The organism is Kitasatospora sp. NPDC094019 (assembly GCF_044764505.1).
GTDB lineage: Bacteria > Actinomycetota > Actinomycetes > Streptomycetales > Streptomycetaceae > Kitasatospora.
In genome coordinates, this window is record NZ_JBIWIF010000004.1 from 431,051 (window position 1) to 447,092 (window position 16,042).

At 66.9% G+C, this 16,042-nt stretch carries 11 protein-coding genes and 1 tRNA gene; 4 read left to right on the forward strand and 8 right to left on the reverse strand.

Going from position 1 to position 16,042, the window contains the following annotated elements:
* Positions 1-327: 327 nt before the first annotated feature.
* Positions 328-1,629: a DUF3631 domain-containing protein gene (locus ACIQ9P_RS12030; protein ID WP_402353682.1), complete on the reverse strand. Its 1,302-nt coding sequence runs from the start codon at positions 1,627-1,629 to the stop codon at positions 328-330.
* A gap of 411 nt (positions 1,630-2,040) precedes the next feature.
* On the opposite strand from ACIQ9P_RS12030, the gene ACIQ9P_RS12035 reads away from it, so the two are divergent.
* The 3 genes from ACIQ9P_RS12035 to xerC all read left to right on the forward strand — a co-directional run bounded on the left by ACIQ9P_RS12035 (position 2,041) and on the right by xerC (position 4,325).
* Complete coding sequence (locus tag ACIQ9P_RS12035; protein WP_402353685.1) at positions 2,041-2,550, forward strand: helix-turn-helix domain-containing protein; 510 nt, start codon at positions 2,041-2,043, stop codon at positions 2,548-2,550.
* A 285-nt stretch (positions 2,551-2,835) separates the two neighbouring features.
* Positions 2,836-3,045 (forward strand): excisionase family DNA-binding protein, encoded by a 210-nt coding sequence (locus tag ACIQ9P_RS12040; RefSeq protein WP_402353688.1) that lies wholly within the window; start codon positions 2,836-2,838, stop codon positions 3,043-3,045.
* Positions 3,045-4,325 carry a tyrosine recombinase XerC gene (gene xerC, locus ACIQ9P_RS12045; RefSeq protein WP_402353691.1) on the forward strand — a complete coding sequence of 427 codons (1,281 nt, stop codon included), beginning with the start codon at positions 3,045-3,047 and terminating at the stop codon, positions 4,323-4,325. Before ACIQ9P_RS12040 ends, xerC begins: the two co-directional genes overlap by 1 nt.
* 90 nt (positions 4,326-4,415) lie before the next feature.
* On the opposite strand, the gene ACIQ9P_RS12050 is transcribed toward xerC, so the two are convergent.
* From ACIQ9P_RS12050 to ACIQ9P_RS12075, 6 genes are all read right to left on the reverse strand, one after another.
* Positions 4,416-7,553 carry a type I restriction endonuclease subunit R gene (locus ACIQ9P_RS12050; RefSeq protein WP_402353694.1) on the reverse strand — a complete coding sequence of 1,046 codons (3,138 nt, stop codon included), beginning with the start codon at positions 7,551-7,553 and terminating at the stop codon, positions 4,416-4,418.
* The gene (locus ACIQ9P_RS12055) at positions 7,553-8,767 is read right to left on the reverse strand and encodes a hypothetical protein (protein WP_402353697.1); all 1,215 of its coding nucleotides are present in this window, start codon (positions 8,765-8,767) and stop codon (positions 7,553-7,555) included. The genes ACIQ9P_RS12050 and ACIQ9P_RS12055 overlap by 1 nt, the downstream gene beginning before the upstream one ends.
* On the reverse strand, positions 8,764-10,731 hold the full coding sequence (locus ACIQ9P_RS12060) for an N-6 DNA methylase (protein ID WP_402353700.1): 1,968 nt from the start codon (positions 10,729-10,731) through the stop codon (positions 8,764-8,766). The genes ACIQ9P_RS12055 and ACIQ9P_RS12060 overlap by 4 nt, the downstream gene beginning before the upstream one ends.
* Positions 10,732-10,959: 228 nt before the next feature.
* Positions 10,960-11,033: transfer RNA gene (locus ACIQ9P_RS12065), tRNA-Pro, on the reverse strand.
* Positions 11,034-11,143: 110 nt separating this feature from the next.
* Positions 11,144-12,088, reverse strand: coding sequence for a metallophosphoesterase (locus ACIQ9P_RS12070; protein ID WP_402353703.1), 945 nt, complete (start codon positions 12,086-12,088; stop codon positions 11,144-11,146).
* Positions 12,089-12,154: 66 nt separating this feature from the next.
* On the reverse strand, positions 12,155-12,769 hold the full coding sequence (locus ACIQ9P_RS12075; protein ID WP_402353706.1) for a CGNR zinc finger domain-containing protein: 615 nt from the start codon (positions 12,767-12,769) through the stop codon (positions 12,155-12,157).
* A gap of 109 nt (positions 12,770-12,878) precedes the next feature.
* On the opposite strand from ACIQ9P_RS12075, the gene ACIQ9P_RS12080 reads away from it, so the two are divergent.
* Positions 12,879-13,334, forward strand: a complete 456-nt coding sequence (locus tag ACIQ9P_RS12080) for a GatB/YqeY domain-containing protein (protein ID WP_402353709.1) — start codon at positions 12,879-12,881, stop codon at positions 13,332-13,334.
* Between the two features lie 217 nt (positions 13,335-13,551).
* Here the strand turns inward: ACIQ9P_RS12080 and ACIQ9P_RS12085 are convergent, their stop codons facing one another.
* Positions 13,552-15,897: a transglycosylase domain-containing protein gene (locus ACIQ9P_RS12085; protein WP_402353711.1), complete on the reverse strand. Its 2,346-nt coding sequence runs from the start codon at positions 15,895-15,897 to the stop codon at positions 13,552-13,554.
* Between the last annotated feature and the right edge of the window lie 145 nt (positions 15,898-16,042).

Here is a 16,042-nt window from a genome sequence, read left to right on the forward strand (position 1 = left end):
GGCTGCGGCGTGTTCAGGTTCGGGACGGTGTGTGCATCCGTCTTGGGACTCGTATCCGTCCCGCCTTCATGGCCTTTGACCTGCTGTTTTACGGCAGGGACGGCTGGGACGGCACAAGACGGATGTGTTTCCCGTCCCCGAGGTGGCCCGCCGCTCGCGCTGTGGTTTGGGCGGCGGCGGGCCGGTGGAGGCGTGGGCCGGTTGCCGTCCCGCTGCCGTCTTGGCCGGGCGTGGTGCCGTCTTGGTGCGGCGATCAGTCCCGGTGGCAGGTGCTGTGACCTGCGCTGTTACGGCAGGGACGGCAAGGACGGCAGTTCGGCGATGGGGTCATCTGCTGCGCGCGCCCGCGTTCTCGTCCGTGGCCGTGGGGGTGCTCGGGTGGACGGTGGGGCAGTAGCGGCGCCAGGCGTCGAGGAACTTGTGGCGCGTATAGCCCTTGCGCTGGGTTCCGTCGCCGAGGCGCACGTTGCCGGAGGTGATGCCGAACTCGCGGAGCATCGAGCCGAGCCCGCGCGGGGTCAGCCCACCCCGGGCCGACTCGGCCCACGGGGCCTCGTCGAGGCCGTTGAGCGTGAACAGCAGTTGGTCGGTGGTGACGCTGTCCGGGTCACCGGCAGCGTGGAAGCTCCGCCGGATGTCGGCGAGGATCCGGGCGCCGCCGGGGTTGTCCTCCTGGCGGGCGAGGCGGGGCCAGGGGCCTCCGGCGAGGTCGGCGGTGATCACCAGGGGCTCCCAGGTGTCAGCCGCGCGGTCCTCGACCGGCATAGTGGGCTCCAGGCAGAGGGCCTGATCGGCGAGCGGTGCCGTCCAGCGGGCGATCTTGTCGCGGATCGCGTGCAGGGCGGGACGGTCCCGCATCGTCCGGTACGGGCAGACGCTCTCACCCTCGGCACGGCGGCGCATCCGGATCACGACCGACCGGTCCATGATCGTGTCGGGGAGGTCGCCGATGCCGGCGATGGCCGCCATGGCGAAGGTGTGGAACCTGCGGGGGGTGTGGTCGTTGCCGACCACGCGCAGCACGTACCGGTCGCGCTGGTGCCCGGCGTTGAGCAGGCCACGCATCTCCTCGTTCTTCTCGGCCATCTTCGGGCTGCCGAAGATCGTGTCGGCCTCATCCACCAGCAGGGTGGGCGGCTCCTCGGTGATCGAGCGGAAGACCGCAGCCGGGGTCGAGTTCACCGTCAGCACCGGCTGGTGCACCGTCTCCGTGAGCACGTCGAGCAGGCGCGACTTGCCGCACCGCTTCGCCGGGCCGACTACGGCCAGGCGCGGCGCGTGCTGCCACGAGCCCTGCAGGTGGGTCGCGGCGACCCACAGCGTCGCGGCGTCCAGCGCCTCCTCGGAGGGCAGGATCACGAACTTCGCGATCAGGGCCCTCAGCTGCGCGAGCAGGTCGGTGCCCTCACTCGCCTCGGTGTCCGGTATCAGGTCGGTCCCGTCAGGCGTAGCGGGCTCGGCCGGTGCCGCCTCGGCGTCGGGTCCACAGGCTGTGGACAGCTGCTCGCTCTGCTGGGCGAGCAGGTAGGTGCCGGGCTCGCCGGCCTTGGCGACGGGCGGCCAGCCGCCGACGGTCGGCGTGGTGGTGGGGGCTTTGGTGGTGGGGCGGGAGGCAGTACTCTCGGTCATGGAGATCCTCACTCGGTGGCTCCGGGGGGCAACCCGGTCCGCCGTAGGTCGACTGTCCTGGGATGGGCGGTGGCGAGGTTTTCGATCAGCCCCCGGTGTTCGTAGCGCCGGGGGCTTCGCGTTTTTTATCGGGACACTCGGGCCGCTGCCCGGCCCGGTGCAACCTCCTTTCGGTTGAGTTCTTCATGCTGTCGAGGAACAACGTAGCGGCAGGCGGGACTCCCGATCAAGCGATTCAGGCATGAAGATCTCAACCCTTTGCCGCATGTTTGCAGGTGGACGTGACTCGTGGAGGGTTTGTGTAGACCTATCCCAACCCTTTGACGGTTGGATATTCCATGCTGCTACTGTCGACCCCGTCGCCGCGTCGCACCTGCTCGCAATCGAAAGGAGGTTGGTATGGTCAACCCCATGGTGCATCGGTATAAGGCCCTGGAGGGCGAGGCCCTCGTGGCCCACAACCTGAAGGTCTTGCGCAAGGCGGCCCGCCTCTCCCAGGAGGACGTGGCCGAGCGCATGACCCGGCTCGGCTTCAAGTTCCACCAGACCCAGGTCGCCAAGATCGAGAACGGAACCCGCCCGGTCCGCTTCGACGAGGTGATCGGCCTGGCCAGGGCTCTCAGCGTTCCGGCTGGCAACTTCATGACCGAAGCCGTGGCCGGCCCGGACGAACCGGACTACGAGCTGCAGGAAGCGGGCTTCGCCGTTGAGAAGGCCGAGCAGGAGTGGAGAACCGCCCACGACCTCGAACAGGCCGCCAAGGCCCGGTACGGAGAGGCCCTGCGCACCTACGAGGAGATCGCCGAACGCCTCGAAGCCCAAGGCATCGACCTCGGCCCCTCCGGCGCTGAGCCCACGTGGTACCCGGCCCCCAACTCCCAGTGGGACCCGCTCCGCAAGGGCCCCTCGGCCGACCGGTAAGCGAGCTCGCCCAGCTCGCCCAGGGAGCGACGGCCTCGCGGAGCATCATCGCCGCGACCCGGCTCGCAACCTAAAACGGTCAGCCCGGCTCACGGGTCCAAGATCGTTTTAGGTGCCGAGCCGAGGCCGCCGTAGTGTGCCCGTCCCACCCACCACCTACCTCTGCTGCCCGACCCTCGGCGCTACGAACGCCGAGGGCCATCGGCAGCCCACCAACCCACCGCCCATCCCACACAGTCGCCAACGGCAGCGCGTTGCCCCGCGCCGCCGCGAGAGAGGACGCCCATGTCCACCCCCATGACCGCCATCGAGCGGAAGTGGTTCACCACCGCCGAGGTCGCCGACATGCTCGGCTTCGGCCTGTCCAAGACCAAGATGCTCGTCCTCAGCGGCCAGATTCGCTCGGTCGTCATCGGCCGCAACCGCCGCATCCTGCCCGCCTGGGTCGACGACTACGTCGCCCGCGTCGTCGCCGCCGAGGAGGTGGCTGCCTGATGGGCAAGCGCGGCAACGGCGAGGGGTCCATCTACCCCTACCGCAACGGCTTCGCGGCCTACGCCTGGGTGACCACGCCCACCGGCAAGCGCGACCGCAAGTACGTCTACGGCAAGACCCGCACTGAGGTCCACGACAAGTGGCTCAAGCTCCACAACGCCGCCAAGGCTGGCCCCGTCGCCACCAGCACGCCCACCATGGAGCAGTACCTCGCCTTTTGGCTGAAGGAGGAGGTCGAGGTCAACCTCAAGCCGCTCACCGCAGCGACCTACGAGACGGCCGTACGCCTCTACATCGTGCCGTTCCTCGGCTCGAAGCGGGTCGACAAGCTCAGCGTGCGCGACGTGCGCGAGTGGCTGAACAAGCTCGGCACCGCGTGCCAGTGCTGTGCCCAGGGCAAGGACGAGCGCAGGGACAAGGACCGGCGCAAGTGCTGCGCGATCGGCCAGTGCTGCGAGCAGGTCCTGTCCAAGCGCTCCGTCGCCGACGCCCGCACGGTCCTGCGCAGCGCGCTCACCTACGCGATCAGCGAGGAGATGATCTCGCGCAACGTCGCCCAGCTCGTCAAGATGGCGAAGCCGCGCAGCCGCAAGGTCGTCCCGTGGTCGGTCGAGGAGGCCAGCCGCTTCCTGGAGTCCGCCCGCACCGCGCGCGACCCGCTGTACGGCGCCTACGTGATGATCCTGGTCCTGGGTCTGCGCAAGGGCGAGGTGCTCGGCCTGCGCTGGTCGGACGTCATGCTCGACCGTGGCGAGATCCTCGTCCAGCAGCAGCTCCAGCGCGTGCGGCGTCGGCTGCTGCAATCCGAGGTCAAGACCGACGCCTCGGAGTCGATGCTCCCGTTGCCCGAGATCTGCCGCGCCGCGCTGCTGCTGCGTCAGAAGCGACGCGAGGCCGACAAGCTGGCCGCCGGCGAGCTGTGGACCGACTCCGACCTCGTCTTCACCACGCGATACGGGACGCCGATCGAGCCGCGCAACTTCAACCGCCGCTTCGAGTTCCGCTGCAAGGAGGCGGGCGTGCGGCTGATCCGTGTCCACGACACCCGCAAGACTTGCGGCACACTGCTGGCGGCCCTGGACGTCCACCCGCGTGTGGCGATGCAGATCCTCCGGCACTCGCAGTTCGCGGTGACCATGGAGATCTACACCCAGGTCCCGTCCGAGGAGACCCGAAAGGCCCTCCGCAAGCTCGGCGCAACGCTCGACAGCGGCCACGCTGCGAGTTCGGGAGACGGTGGGGGCGAGGTCGCAGAGGAGGCGCCCGGCAAGGCGCAGTGACCCCTGTGCGCCGTCAAGGCCCGCGGGCCCAGTTGCGGAGACGCGACTGGGCCCGCGGGCCTATCTGGAAGAGCCGTGACTACATCAACGTCAGACCGGCTTTGTGGCATCGCCCTTCTCAGCATGATCGGCCACAACGGCGTAGAACCACTTGGCGATTTCGGCGATCAGCTGTGCCCGACCCGGGGTGCTGGTGAAAAAGTAGTCGCTCATCTTGTTGTGTGCGCCCTGGTTGTCTGCGACCGCACCCGTGACGGCATCGTCGAAGTCGGGGGACTCGGCGAACTGAGTCGCGGTGTTGACCTCGGCCTGCCGCACGAGGTCCTCATCGTCCAACAGGGCGCCCAGCAAGGTATCGAGGAAAGCCACCTTCTGGGAAGCCGTGAAGTCCTCGTTGCCGAACAGGTCGTTGAGTCGATCCAGGACAGCCTGGAAGGCGACCAGCTTCGGATCATTCTTAGTTGCCGACCCCGCCCCCGACATGCCCTTGAGGGCAACGTTCTCCCTGCCCAAGGCGATGTCGGTCTTGCCTCTGTCGACGTGCTTGACGCTCTGCAGCACGACGTCGGACAGGTCAATCGGGGCAGTGAAGTTGTCGGGCCTGATCCGGCGTTCCAGCAGCCGCAAGTAGATGGAGCGCTTCTCCAGATCCGCATCGCCGTAGTCGACGATCTGGCTCATGAAGTCATACAGGCGCACGAACGTGCCGACGTCCTTGCGGAACATGTTGAGCTCTGCCAGAGCAGCCTTGTCCCCCTCGCCGCCGTTCGCGACAAGGGCAGCGGTGTACCGGTCCTGGAACTTTCGCTTCCCGGGGCTTACAGCGGCCGCCAGGGCGTTGTTGCCCTTGTTCTTCACGAACGCCTCGGCGCACTGGTCGAGCTCGGCCAGCGTGTAGATCCCGGAGGTATCGAGTTTGGCGGAGAGATCGTGCACCAGATTCGGGTCAGTGGACTGCTCCAGGTGCGCGTCCGTGTAGTACGGCTCGAACGCCTTCTGGATCTTGCTCGGTTCGTTCGTGAAGTCGACAACCTGCGTCATTGCCGTGGTCTTCTGAACACCTGACGGGGTGACATAGGTGCGGTTCAGGCGTGAGAGTGTCTGCACCGCTGTAACGCCCGACAGCAACCGGTCGACGTACATGGCGCACAACAGCGGCTGGTCGAAGCCGGTCTGGAACTTGTTGGCGACTATCATGACCTTGTACTCATCGCCCTTGAACGCCGTGCGCAGGTCATGCACTCCCGGGTTCATCGAGGACTCAGTGAAGTCATCCGGGCCGGACTCGGAGTCCTCGACCTTTCCGGAGAACGCCACCAGGGTGCCGTAGCCCAGGCCCTTCTTGGCTATGTAGTTGTCGATTGCCAGCTTGAAGCGCACGGCGCCTTGGCGGGAGTCGGCTACAACCATTGCCTTGGCGTGTCCGTCCAACAGGTGCGCGATGTTGGAGCGGAAGTGCTCGACGATGATCGCGGCCTTCTGGGCGATGGTCTGCGGGTTGAGCTTCACCCATCGCATGACCTGCTTGGTTGCTTCGCTCTGGTCGACCTCCGGGTCGCCGGCGGCAGCGTTCTGACCGACCTGGAAGGCCAGCTTGAATGCGTGATAGCCCCGTAGGACGTCCAGGATGAAGCCCTCCTCGATGGCTTGCTTCATCGAGTACACGTGGAACGACTGCGGAGGCAGGTCTGTGCCGTCGGACACCCGGCCGAACAGCTCCAGCGTCTTGCCCTTGGGCGTGGCGGTGAACGCGAAGTAGGAGATGTTTTCGCTGGCGGCTCGTTCGGAGGCTTCGGAGGCCAGGATCGACTCGATGTCGACTTCTCCGCCTTCCTCGATCTCCTTGAGTTCTTCGGAGGTCAGTACGGCCTTGAGCTTGGCGGCAACCTGGCCGGACTGGGATGAGTGCGCCTCGTCGGCGATGACTGCGAACCTCTTGCCCTTCAGGCCCTTTGACTGCCGGATCTCGGCCATAGCGTGGGGGAAGGTCTGGATGGTGACGACGATGATCAGTTTGCCGTCGGCCAGAGCCTTGGCCAGCATCCCCGACTTGGAGGAGCCCTCGCGGGCGGCCTCCCTCCGGTCGATGGCCAGCACGATGCCCTGGTCGTTGTCGATCTGCTTGATCGCGTCCTGCAACTGTCCGTCCAGCACGGTGCGGTCGGTGACCACTATGACCGAGTCGAACACCTTTGTGTTGTCCACCTGCAGGCGGGCCAGGCGATGTGACAGCCAAGAGATTGAGTCGGTCTTCCCCGAGCCGGCCGAGTGCTGGATTAGGTACCGGTGCCCGGCGCCTTCCTGGAAGACCGCGTCGGTCACCTGTGTGACCGCCTCCCACTGGTGGAAGCGCGGGAAGCGCAGCACGGCCGACCGTGTCGTTTTGCCGGAGATCGGGTCGGTGTGCCGGTCGTGCTTGATGTACATGAAGCGGCCGAAGATGTTCAGCCACGCATCCCTCTGCAGCACCCGTTCCCACAGGTAGGACGACGGCGACCCACCGGGGTTGAGCGGGTTGCCCGCTCCGCCGTCCTCGGTACCCCGGTTGAACGGCAAGAAGAACGTCTTGTCCCCGGCGAGCTTCGTGGTCATCCAGACCTCGTCGTTGGACACCGCGAGGTGCACCAGCGCGCCGCGCCCGGAGGTGAACAACGGCTGGACGTGCTTGCTGCCTGGGTCCTTCGGCTGCCGGCTGGTCTTGTACTGCCGCTTGGCGTCCTCGACCGTCTGCGTGAAGTCCGTCTTGAGCTCGGCCGTCGCCACAGGCAGGCCGTTGATGAAGAACACGAGGTCCACGCTGCGCTGGTCGGCGGTGGAGAAGTGCACCTGCCGCATCACGCGTAGCCGGACCTTCTCGTAGTCGGCCAAGGTCTTCGCGTTCAAGGTGGATTCAGGCTTGAACTGGCACATGCGGAGCTTGGCTGACAAGTGCTTGAAGCCGTGGCGGAGCACGTTGAGAGTGCCACCACCATTCTCCATGTCAATCGACAGTAACTTCACAAGCCGATCCAGCACTTGCCCGCGCTGCTTGGCCTCGTCCGCAGCGCCCGCCTTGACGACCTTGGCCAGCTCACCTGCCTGGGTGTCTTGGAGCCACCCGAAGAAGTCCTCTGGAAACAAGGCGCGTTCACGGTCGTAGCCAGTGTCGTCCTTGGAGTAGAGCCAGCCATCGCTAGCCAGGTACTCGCACAGTTCCTTCTCGAACTCGACCTCGTTGTGCTGGGCCATCAGCCCTCCTGACGGACGTCGATCTGACCGGTCACGGCCGCAGTGATGAGAGCAGCGCGCCGTTCTTGGGACAGTTGGATCACGCGCTCGGATTCGGTGATCAGGACATCGATCCGAGCGATCTGCTCACGCATGCGCGACACAGCCTGGCGCTGAACGTCCAGCGAAGGAAGGTCCATTGGTAGGTTGAGGATGTCCTCCAGGCTGATGTTTTGCATCGAGTGAGATGCGCCAGTGGCTTCGACTTCGATCAGCCCTCTGAGGCGAGGAGTTCCCAGAACCGTCGCCACGTAGCGCGGGTCTGCCGTTTCCTTGTCGAGGTCGAGGGCATACAGCTTGTCGGAGAGCATCAGGCACGGGAAGTCGCCTTCAACGACCGCTGCGCTTCCCAGCAGATCACGGGTGTTGGCCCGGGAGATCACCAGCTGACCTCGCCGGACGACCCGGTCAGGCCGGGGCGCCTGGTCCTTGGGAAGCTCCTTGTTCTCGTCTGGCCGGAAAACCCCGCCATTAGCGGCGCCAGCCTTCAGGACCGCCCAAGTCTCTACGCCGTCGGCGGGCCACGGGTAGCACTGCGGACTCCAACCCTGCGTCACTCCGGTCACAACGTGCTTCAGCCGCTGCCCAGTGGTGAGAGGCACAACCGAACTGAGTACTGCCGTGCTCACGGCGCCACGCCGCTCGCGCAGCAGGTCAACGAGAAGCTGCTGTTCCTTGATCAGTGTGTCGATCTGCGTGGTTTCACGGTCGAGGTAGTTGGCGATCCACTCCTGCTCATCGAGGGTCGGCAAGGGGATGCGGATGTCACCCATCTGGTCCCAGTACAGCCGCCATTGGGAGGGCCTGATCCCCGTTGAGCGCACTCTGTACTCCCCGACCATGTGTCGCGATCGGAGTGCGTAGTGCATGTATCGGCCCGAGACAGAGCCGGGCACAGGGCGGAGGACTTCGTAGTCCCCGCTGACGATCCCTCGGTACTCGGACACTCCGAGAGACCCCTGCCAAGCCTTCATCCTGTTGACGACGAGGTCACCAGGACGGACGAGCAGGTAGCGTTCAACATTCTCGGGGGTTTTATTGAAGTTGTCGGCCCGGGACGACTTGGGGATTACCCCGTGGTCACGGTAGACGGAGAGGACTTCCTCGTCCGGACGATTGGCCTCTCCTGACGGGACATAGAGGTACTTCAGGCGGATGTGCCGAGTCCCTGTCATGCCTCGACCTCCTGCAGCAGTCCCATGATCTTGGCGATCTGCGCTTCCAGGTCGCGGTCAATTTCAGCAAGCGGGCGCGGTGGGGTGTATGTGTAGAAGAGTCGGGTGAAGGGGATCTCGTAGCCGACCTTCGTCTTCTTCGTGTCGATCCATGCGCCCGGGACGTGGGGTGCTACCTCAGCCTCGAAATACGTCTTGACAGTCTCTTCCCGCCCGATATCGCCGAGTGTGTTGCCACCGTATGTGAACGGGACATTTTCTGTGTCGCGCTTGGGGACGTCCGGCTCAGGATTGCCCTTGGCGTCCAGAACGATCTCTGCCGAGTCGTCCGGCTTCCCCAGGCCGATGGCCAGGCTGCGGTACTGGGAGGGGGTCAGCTTCAGCCCGGCTGCGCTGAACGTCCCACGAACAGCCGCAACGAACGTGTCCCGGCTCAGATAGACCCGGTTACCCACGTCAGCAAGCACAGTCAGGAACGGTGCCGGGTCACTGCCCTTGCCGAACGCCTTGGCGAGCGCCTGGTCGTCCAGATCGGCGGCGCGGGACGCTGAGAAATTCAGGCGCAGGGGGCGCTCGACGGTGATCGTCCAGTAGCCGAACTCCGAATTCTTAAGGATCTTGGAGTTCTCGTTCTCGGTGAAGGCGTCGTAGAGCTTCACGATCCGCTCGCGGGCGGATGCGTCGATCTCCTTGCGCTTGGCGCCCATTCCCTTGGGCATCTTTGTCCACATCTCGGACGCGTCGATCAGCTGCACCTTGCCGCGGCGGTTTGCCGGCTTGGCGTTGTCAAGGATCCAGACGTAGGTGGGGATGCTGGTGTTGAAGAACATGTCGATGGGTAGCGCGACGATCGCGTCCACCATGTCGTTCTCCAACAGCCACCGCCGGATCTCCGAGGATCCGGACTCCGCAGCGCCGGTGAAAAGCGGGGAACCGTTCAGCACGATGCCAGCGCGACCACCACCCTCGCGGGCAGGGCGCATCTTGTGAGCCAGGTGTGCCAGGAAGAGCATCTGGCCGTCCGAGACTGGTGGCAGACCAGGGGCGAAGCGGCCGGTCGGCCCGCCCTTCTTCTGCTCCCCCTTAACCGCCGTTTCTGATGCCTTCCAGTCCACCCCATAGGGGGGGTTGGACATGCAGAAGTCGAAGGTCTTGTCGAAGAACTTGTCGTCAGCCAGGGTGTCGCCAAGCCGGATGTTGCCGACGTCTTGTCCCTTGCCGATCATGTCCGATTTGCAGATGGCGTAGGACAAGTCGTTGATCTCCTGCCCGTACAGCCGCAGGCGGGCCTGGCGGTTGCGCTCCAGGAGACGTTCCTCGGCCACTGAGAGCATGCCGCCCGTGCCAGCGGTGGGATCGTAGATCGTGCGGATGGTGCCCGGCTCGAGCAGGGCCTCGCTGTCCTCTGCGAACAGCAGATCGACCATGAGGCGAATCGCGTCGCGCGGCGTGTAGTGCTCGCCGGCCTCCTCGTTGGAGGCTTCCGCGAACTTGTAGATCAGGTGCTCGTACAGGTCGCCCATCGCCGCGTTGGGGACGGTGTCGGGGTGCAGGTCGACGTCGGCGAACTTGGAGACGATCAGATACAGCCGGTTCTTCTCGTCGAGCCGGTTGATCTCGGCCTCGAACCCGAAGCGCTCGAAGACGTCGATGTTGCCGGAGAAGTGCGAGATGTAGTCGATCAGGTTGGCGCGCAGGCCCTCGGGGTCCTCAAGCAGCCGAGCGAAGTCGTACTCCGAGGTGTTGTAGAAGGTCAGGCCGGTCTTGCGCTTGACCTGGACATCCAGGGCTCCGCCCTCGTGCTTCTCGGCCAGGGCGCGGACCTCGTCGCGGGTGGGTTCGAGCAGGCAGTCCAGGCGTCGAAGGATCGTGAACGGGAGAATGATGCCGCCGTACTGGTGCGGCCTGTAGACGCCCCGCAGCTGGTCGGCGATCGACCACACGAAGTTACCCAGGATGCTCAACTCAGTCCCGCTCTCTGACTGCCGGTGGTGTGGGCCAATCATCGCGGAGGCCACCGACACGCTCGGCTGAGTCGCCGTTGGTAGCGCGAGGGGGCGTCCGGCCCTGCCGACACTTCCTCAGCAGCCGTTGCTGGCGGTCGGGGAAGGCCAGAGCAGTTGCTGTACTTCCGTGCTGGCAGAGACGCCAGAGGCCCTACCGGATTTCTCCGATAGGGCCTCTGACCTGGGTCGGGGTGGCGGGATTTGAACCCACGGCCTCTTCGTCCCGAACGAAGCGCGCTACCAAGCTGCGCCACACCCCGGTCCTGCTGTTTGTCGCTCCGTCTCCTTTGCGACGAGTAGAACTCTACCGGACGCTTGCCGAGAGACGAAATCCGGTTTCTCGGCGGGTGGGGCGAGCGGGGTGGGTGGGTCAGTGGGGGGTGGGGGTGAGGGTGAGGAGGGTGGCTTCAGGGGGGCAGGCGAAGCGGACGGGGGTGTAGCGGTTGGTGCCGCAGCCGGCGGAGACGTGGAGGTAGGAGCGGCGGCCGCCGGCCTGGTGGGTGGAGAGGCCCTTGACCCGCTTGGCGTCGAGGTCGCAGTTGGTGACGAGGGCGCCGTAGAAGGGGACGCAGAGCTGGCCGCCGTGGGTGTGGCCGGCCAGGATCAGCGGGTAGCGGTCGGCGGTGAAGGCGTCGAGGACCCGGAGGTACGGGGCGTGCACGACGGCGAGGGAGAGGTCGGCGTCGGCGGAGGGGCCGCCGGAAACCTCGCTGTAGCGGTCGCGCCGGATGTGCGGGTCGTCCAGGCCGGTGAACTCCAGGTCGAGGCCGGCGACGGTGAGGCGGCCCCGGGTGTTGGTGAGGTCGAGCCAGCCGGCGGCGTCGAAGGCGTCGCGCAGCTTCTCCCAGGGGTTGTGGACGGCGCCGGTGATGCCGCGGCGGGCGGTGCCGTCGGCGTTGTTCATGCCGTGGCTGCCGCTGCGCATCGCCTGGAGGTAGCGGGCGGGGTTCTTGCGGGCGGGGCCGTAGTAGTCGTTGGACCCGAACACGTAGACGCCGGGGAAGTCCATCAGTGGGCCGAGCGCGTCGAGGGTGGCCGGGACGCCTTCCGGGTCGGAGAGGTTGTCGCCGGTGTTGACCACCAGGTCGGGCCGCAGGCCGGCGAGGCTCTGCAGCCAGCGCTGCTTCCTGCCCTGGCCGCTCACCATGTGGATGTCGGAGACCTGCAGTACCCGGATGGGTCGGGCGCCTCGGGGGAGGACCGGGACCTCGACCCGGCGGAGGCGGAAGGAACGGACCTCGTACCCAACGGAGTAGGCGAGGCAGGCGGCGCCGGTGGCGGCGATTCCGAGGGGAACGGAGTACAGCGGTCGCATCGGTCCATGCTCTCAGACGGCGGATCAGCAGGTGAACTGTCGGGGTGCGCCCGGGGACACGTCAGGTCACTCCTCGGGCCGTTCGCGGCGGGCGCGCAGGGCCCGGACCTTGTGGCGGTTGCCACAGCGTTCCATCGAGCACCAGCGCCGGCGGCCGGGGCGTGAGGTGTCGACGAAGAGCAGTTGGCAGTTGTCGGCGCCGCATTCGCGGATCCGGTGCGCGTGCGGGCCGGTGAACAGGGCGATGGCGTCGCGCGCGAGGGTGGAGGCGAGCTGGTCGCCGTCGCCGGGCAGGGGTGGCGCGGAGGTGCCGTCGGGGGCGATCTGCGGGGCGAGGGGCGGTCTGGCGGCGGTCCGGTTGAGGAGGGCGTGGTCGGCGGGTTCGTCGGGGGCGCGGGTCCCGCTCGCGCGGGCCGCGGTGAGGCGCCAGAGGGTGTCCCGCAGGGCGCGGACGGCGGTCAGCTGGTCGTCGCTGATCCGGACGGTGCCGGGGGGCAGGGCGAGCCGGGACTCTTCCAGCCATTTCAGCAGGTCGGACGGCTGGTGCAGGATCTCGTACCGCGAGTGGCGGCCGGGGCCACCGGTGGGCAGCAGTTCCAGGCAGAGCGCGCCGGGGTCGAAGTGGAAGCGCGTTCCGCCGGGGGACTGCAGGACCAGGCCGGGGGTTCGCTCGTCCGTCATGTAACCAGTTTAAGAGGTTATTAATGGTGGAGGGAAGGGGAGAGGAGGGGCGGCGGGGCACGGGGTTAATGGTGCGCATCGGATCGTGGCAGGTGGGAGACTCGGGGCCATGACGACGCTCAAGGAGCAGCTGCACGAGGACCTGACGGCTGCGATCAGGGACCGGGACGAGCTGCGCTCGTCCACCATCCGGCTCACGCTGTCGGCCGTCACCAGCGAGGAGGTGGCGGGGAAGACGAAGCGCGAACTCTCCGACGCCGAGGTGCTCAAGGTGATCGGTCGGGAGGCGAAGAAGCGCCGGGAGGCCGCGGAGGCGTTCGGCAGCGCCGGCCGGGCCGAGCAGGCCGCCCGTGAGGTGGCCGAGGGTGAGCTGCTGGCCGGCTACCTGCCGAAGCAGCTGTCCGACGACGAGCTGGCGGCCATCGTGGCCGCCGCCGTCGCCGAGAGCGGGGCGACCGGTCCGCAGGGCATGGGCGCCGTGATGAAGCTGGTGCGGCCGAAGGTCGACGGTCTGGCCGAGGGTGGCCGGGTGGCCGCCGCGGTGAAGTCGGCCCTGGTCGGCTGACCGCTCCGGGAACCGCCCGAGGCGCTGACCGCTCCGGGAACCGCCCGAGGCGGAGTACGGGGCGGAGGACGAGGCAAAGGGGCGCCCCCCGAGCGAGATGCTCGGGGGGCGCCCCTTTCGTCCTGCCGGAGGCCCCGCGGGCCGTCCGGTCACAGGGACCGGTCAGCGGGTCCCGTCAGCGGTGGCCGTTCAGCGGTGGCCGTTCAGCGGTGACCGTTCAGTGGTGGCCGCGCCCGCCGTCGCCGCCGTTCCCGCCGATGACCCCCGGCGGGAAGGTGAACCCGCCGCCGATCACGCCGCCGGCGTTGGTGCCGCCGGCGCCGGGGTTCGGGTTGGCCGGCGGCGGCGGGTTGCCGCCCGCGTTCGGGTCGCCCGGGTTGGGCGTGGCAGGGGCGGTCGCGCCCGGGGTGGCGTTCGGGTCCGGCTTGGGGGCCGGGTCCGGGATGTCGATGGTCTGGAAGGTCTCCTTGGGGGAGCCCTTCAGCGCGCCGTCCATGGCCATCTTCCAGATCGGACCGGGGCCGGTGGCTCCGAAGACGCCGTCGGCACCGTAGTAGGTGTCGCCGATCTTCATGTTCTTCATCTCGACGCCGCCGGTGGGGCCGCCGATCCAGACCGCGGTGGCGAGCTGCGGGGTGTAGCCGCTGAACCAGGCGGCCTTCTTCTTGTCGGTGGTACCGGTCTTGCCAGCGATCTGGCGGCCGTCCTCCAGGCCGAGGGTGGCGCCGGTGCCCTTCTCGGTCACGTTGAGCAGGACGGTGTTCAGCGCGTCGGCGGTCTGCTCGGAGAACGCCTGGGAGCAGGTGGTCTGCGGGACCTTGACCTCCTTGCCGTCGACCGTGCTGATCTTGTTGATCGCGATCGGGGTGCAGTGCTTGCCGCGGGCGGCGAAGGTCGCGTAGACGTTCGCCATGGTCAGCGGCGACATCTCCTTGGTGCCCAGGGTGATCGAGGGCACGACGTCCAGCTTGGCACCGGAGGCGGTGGTGGTGATGTTGAGCTTGTCGAGCATCTGCTTGACGGGGCAGAGCCCCATGTCCTGCTCCATCTGGACGAAGTAGGTGTTGACCGAGAGGGCCATCGCCTGCTTCAGCTCGTAGGGGCCGACCTCGCTCTTGCTCTCGTTCGGGACGTAGCGCTCGTTGCCCTTGTAGGTGTTCTTCCAGGTGCCTTCGCAGGTCTTCATCGTCGGCCACTCGATGCGGTTCTCGGACGGGTACGGCTTGGTGGGCGCCATACCGTTCTCGAGCGCGGCCGCGGCGATGATCGGCTTGAAGGTCGAGCCGGGCTGGAAGCCGTTGCCGCCGCCCATCGCCGCGTCGACGTTGAGGTTGACGACGGTCTGGTTCTTGGACGGCTCCAGGCCGTACGGGCGGGTCTGGGCCATCGCCAGGATCTTGCCGGTGCCCGGCTCCATCATGGTCGCGGCGGCGGACACCGGGTCGGTGACCTTGACCTTGCCGGTGACGGCGGCCTGGGCGGCGGCCTGCTTGTCCGGGTCGAGGGTGGTGTAGATGTTCAGACCGCCCTGGTCCCAGAACTTCTTCCGGTCGGCGGCGTTCTTGCCGAAGGCCGGGTCCTGCTTGACCACGTGCCGGACGTAGTCGCAGAAGAAGCCCATGCCCGCCTGGGCGGTGATGCAGCCGTTCTGCGGGTCCTTGTACTTCAGGCCCAGCGGGGCGGCCTTGGCCTCCTTGGCCTGGTCCGCGGTGATGTGCTTGTTCTCGACCATCTTGTCGATCACGGTGTTGCGCCGCTTCACCGAGTTGTCCGGGAAGCGCACCGGGTCGTAGAGGGAGGGGTTCTGCACCAGGCCGGCCAGGGTGGCGGCCTCGGCGACGGTGAGGTCCTTGTTGCTCTTGCTGAAGTACCGCTGGGAGGCGGCCTCGATCCCGTACGCCTGGTGACCGTAGAAGGTGATGTTCAGGTAGTTGGTGAGGATCTGGTCCTTGGTCAGATCCTCCTCCAGCTTGATCGCGACCTTCAGCTCCTGGATCTTGCGGCCCAGGGTCTTGCGCTGGGCCTCCAGGACGGCGGCCTGGTCGTCGCCGGCCTTCTCGACGTTGACGTTCTTGACGTACTGCTGGGTCAGCGTCGAGGCGCCCTGGGAGGCGGTGCCGCTCTCCGCGTTCTTGCTGATCGCGCGGAGCACGCCCTTGAGGTCGACGGCGCCGTGCTCGTAGAAGCGGGCGTCCTCGATGTCGACCTGGGCCTGCCGCATGTACGGGGACATCTGGTCGGCGGTGAGGACGGTGCGGTCGCGCTCGTAGACCTTGGCGATCAGCCCGCCCTTGGCGTCGAAGATCTGGGTCGCCTGGGTGAGCGGCGGCGTCTTGAAGTCGTCCGGGATGTTGGAGAAGCCCTCGGCCGTGTTCTTGGCGGTCAGGCCGAGCGCGCCGACGGCGGGCAGGGCCATGCCCGCCAGCAGCACGCCGGACAGCACGCTGACCCCCAGGAACTTCACTCCGTGTCCCGCGTAGCTCAGCGGTGACCCGCGGCGCTTGCCGCGCGGAGCTCCGGTGTTGCCTGGGGGCTGGGGTGCCTGGGGGCGCTTCGGTGCCATGGGGAGAACCCTACGTTGCCGAATGCCGCACACCGGGGCAGGTGTTCGCCTAGGCTTGTCACAAGCTTGCGACAGCTTCGCTGCGTCAGCATTGATCACTCTTGTGAGTGATGAGAATTGCCCGAATTATCTACCTTCGGGGCGT

What these genes read in the sequence shown, in the direction of transcription:
- ACIQ9P_RS12055 (WP_402353697.1), bottom strand. Translation starts at nt 8,767, where the DNA reads ATGACAGGGACTCGGCACATCCGCCTGAAGTACCTCTATGTCCCGTCA.
- ACIQ9P_RS12040 (WP_402353688.1), top strand. Translation starts at nt 2,836, where the DNA reads ATGTCCACCCCCATGACCGCCATCGAGCGGAAGTGGTTCACCACCGCC.
- ACIQ9P_RS12075 (WP_402353706.1), bottom strand. Translation starts at nt 12,769, where the DNA reads ATGACGGACGAGCGAACCCCCGGCCTGGTCCTGCAGTCCCCCGGCGGA.
- ACIQ9P_RS12085 (WP_402353711.1), bottom strand. Translation starts at nt 15,897, where the DNA reads ATGGCACCGAAGCGCCCCCAGGCACCCCAGCCCCCAGGCAACACCGGA.
- ACIQ9P_RS12050 (WP_402353694.1), bottom strand. Translation starts at nt 7,553, where the DNA reads ATGGCCCAGCACAACGAGGTCGAGTTCGAGAAGGAACTGTGCGAGTAC.
- ACIQ9P_RS12035 (WP_402353685.1), top strand. Translation starts at nt 2,041, where the DNA reads ATGGTGCATCGGTATAAGGCCCTGGAGGGCGAGGCCCTCGTGGCCCAC.
- xerC (WP_402353691.1), top strand. Translation starts at nt 3,045, where the DNA reads ATGGGCAAGCGCGGCAACGGCGAGGGGTCCATCTACCCCTACCGCAAC.
- ACIQ9P_RS12070 (WP_402353703.1), bottom strand. Translation starts at nt 12,088, where the DNA reads ATGCGACCGCTGTACTCCGTTCCCCTCGGAATCGCCGCCACCGGCGCC.
- ACIQ9P_RS12080 (WP_402353709.1), top strand. Translation starts at nt 12,879, where the DNA reads ATGACGACGCTCAAGGAGCAGCTGCACGAGGACCTGACGGCTGCGATC.
- ACIQ9P_RS12030 (WP_402353682.1), bottom strand. Translation starts at nt 1,629, where the DNA reads ATGACCGAGAGTACTGCCTCCCGCCCCACCACCAAAGCCCCCACCACC.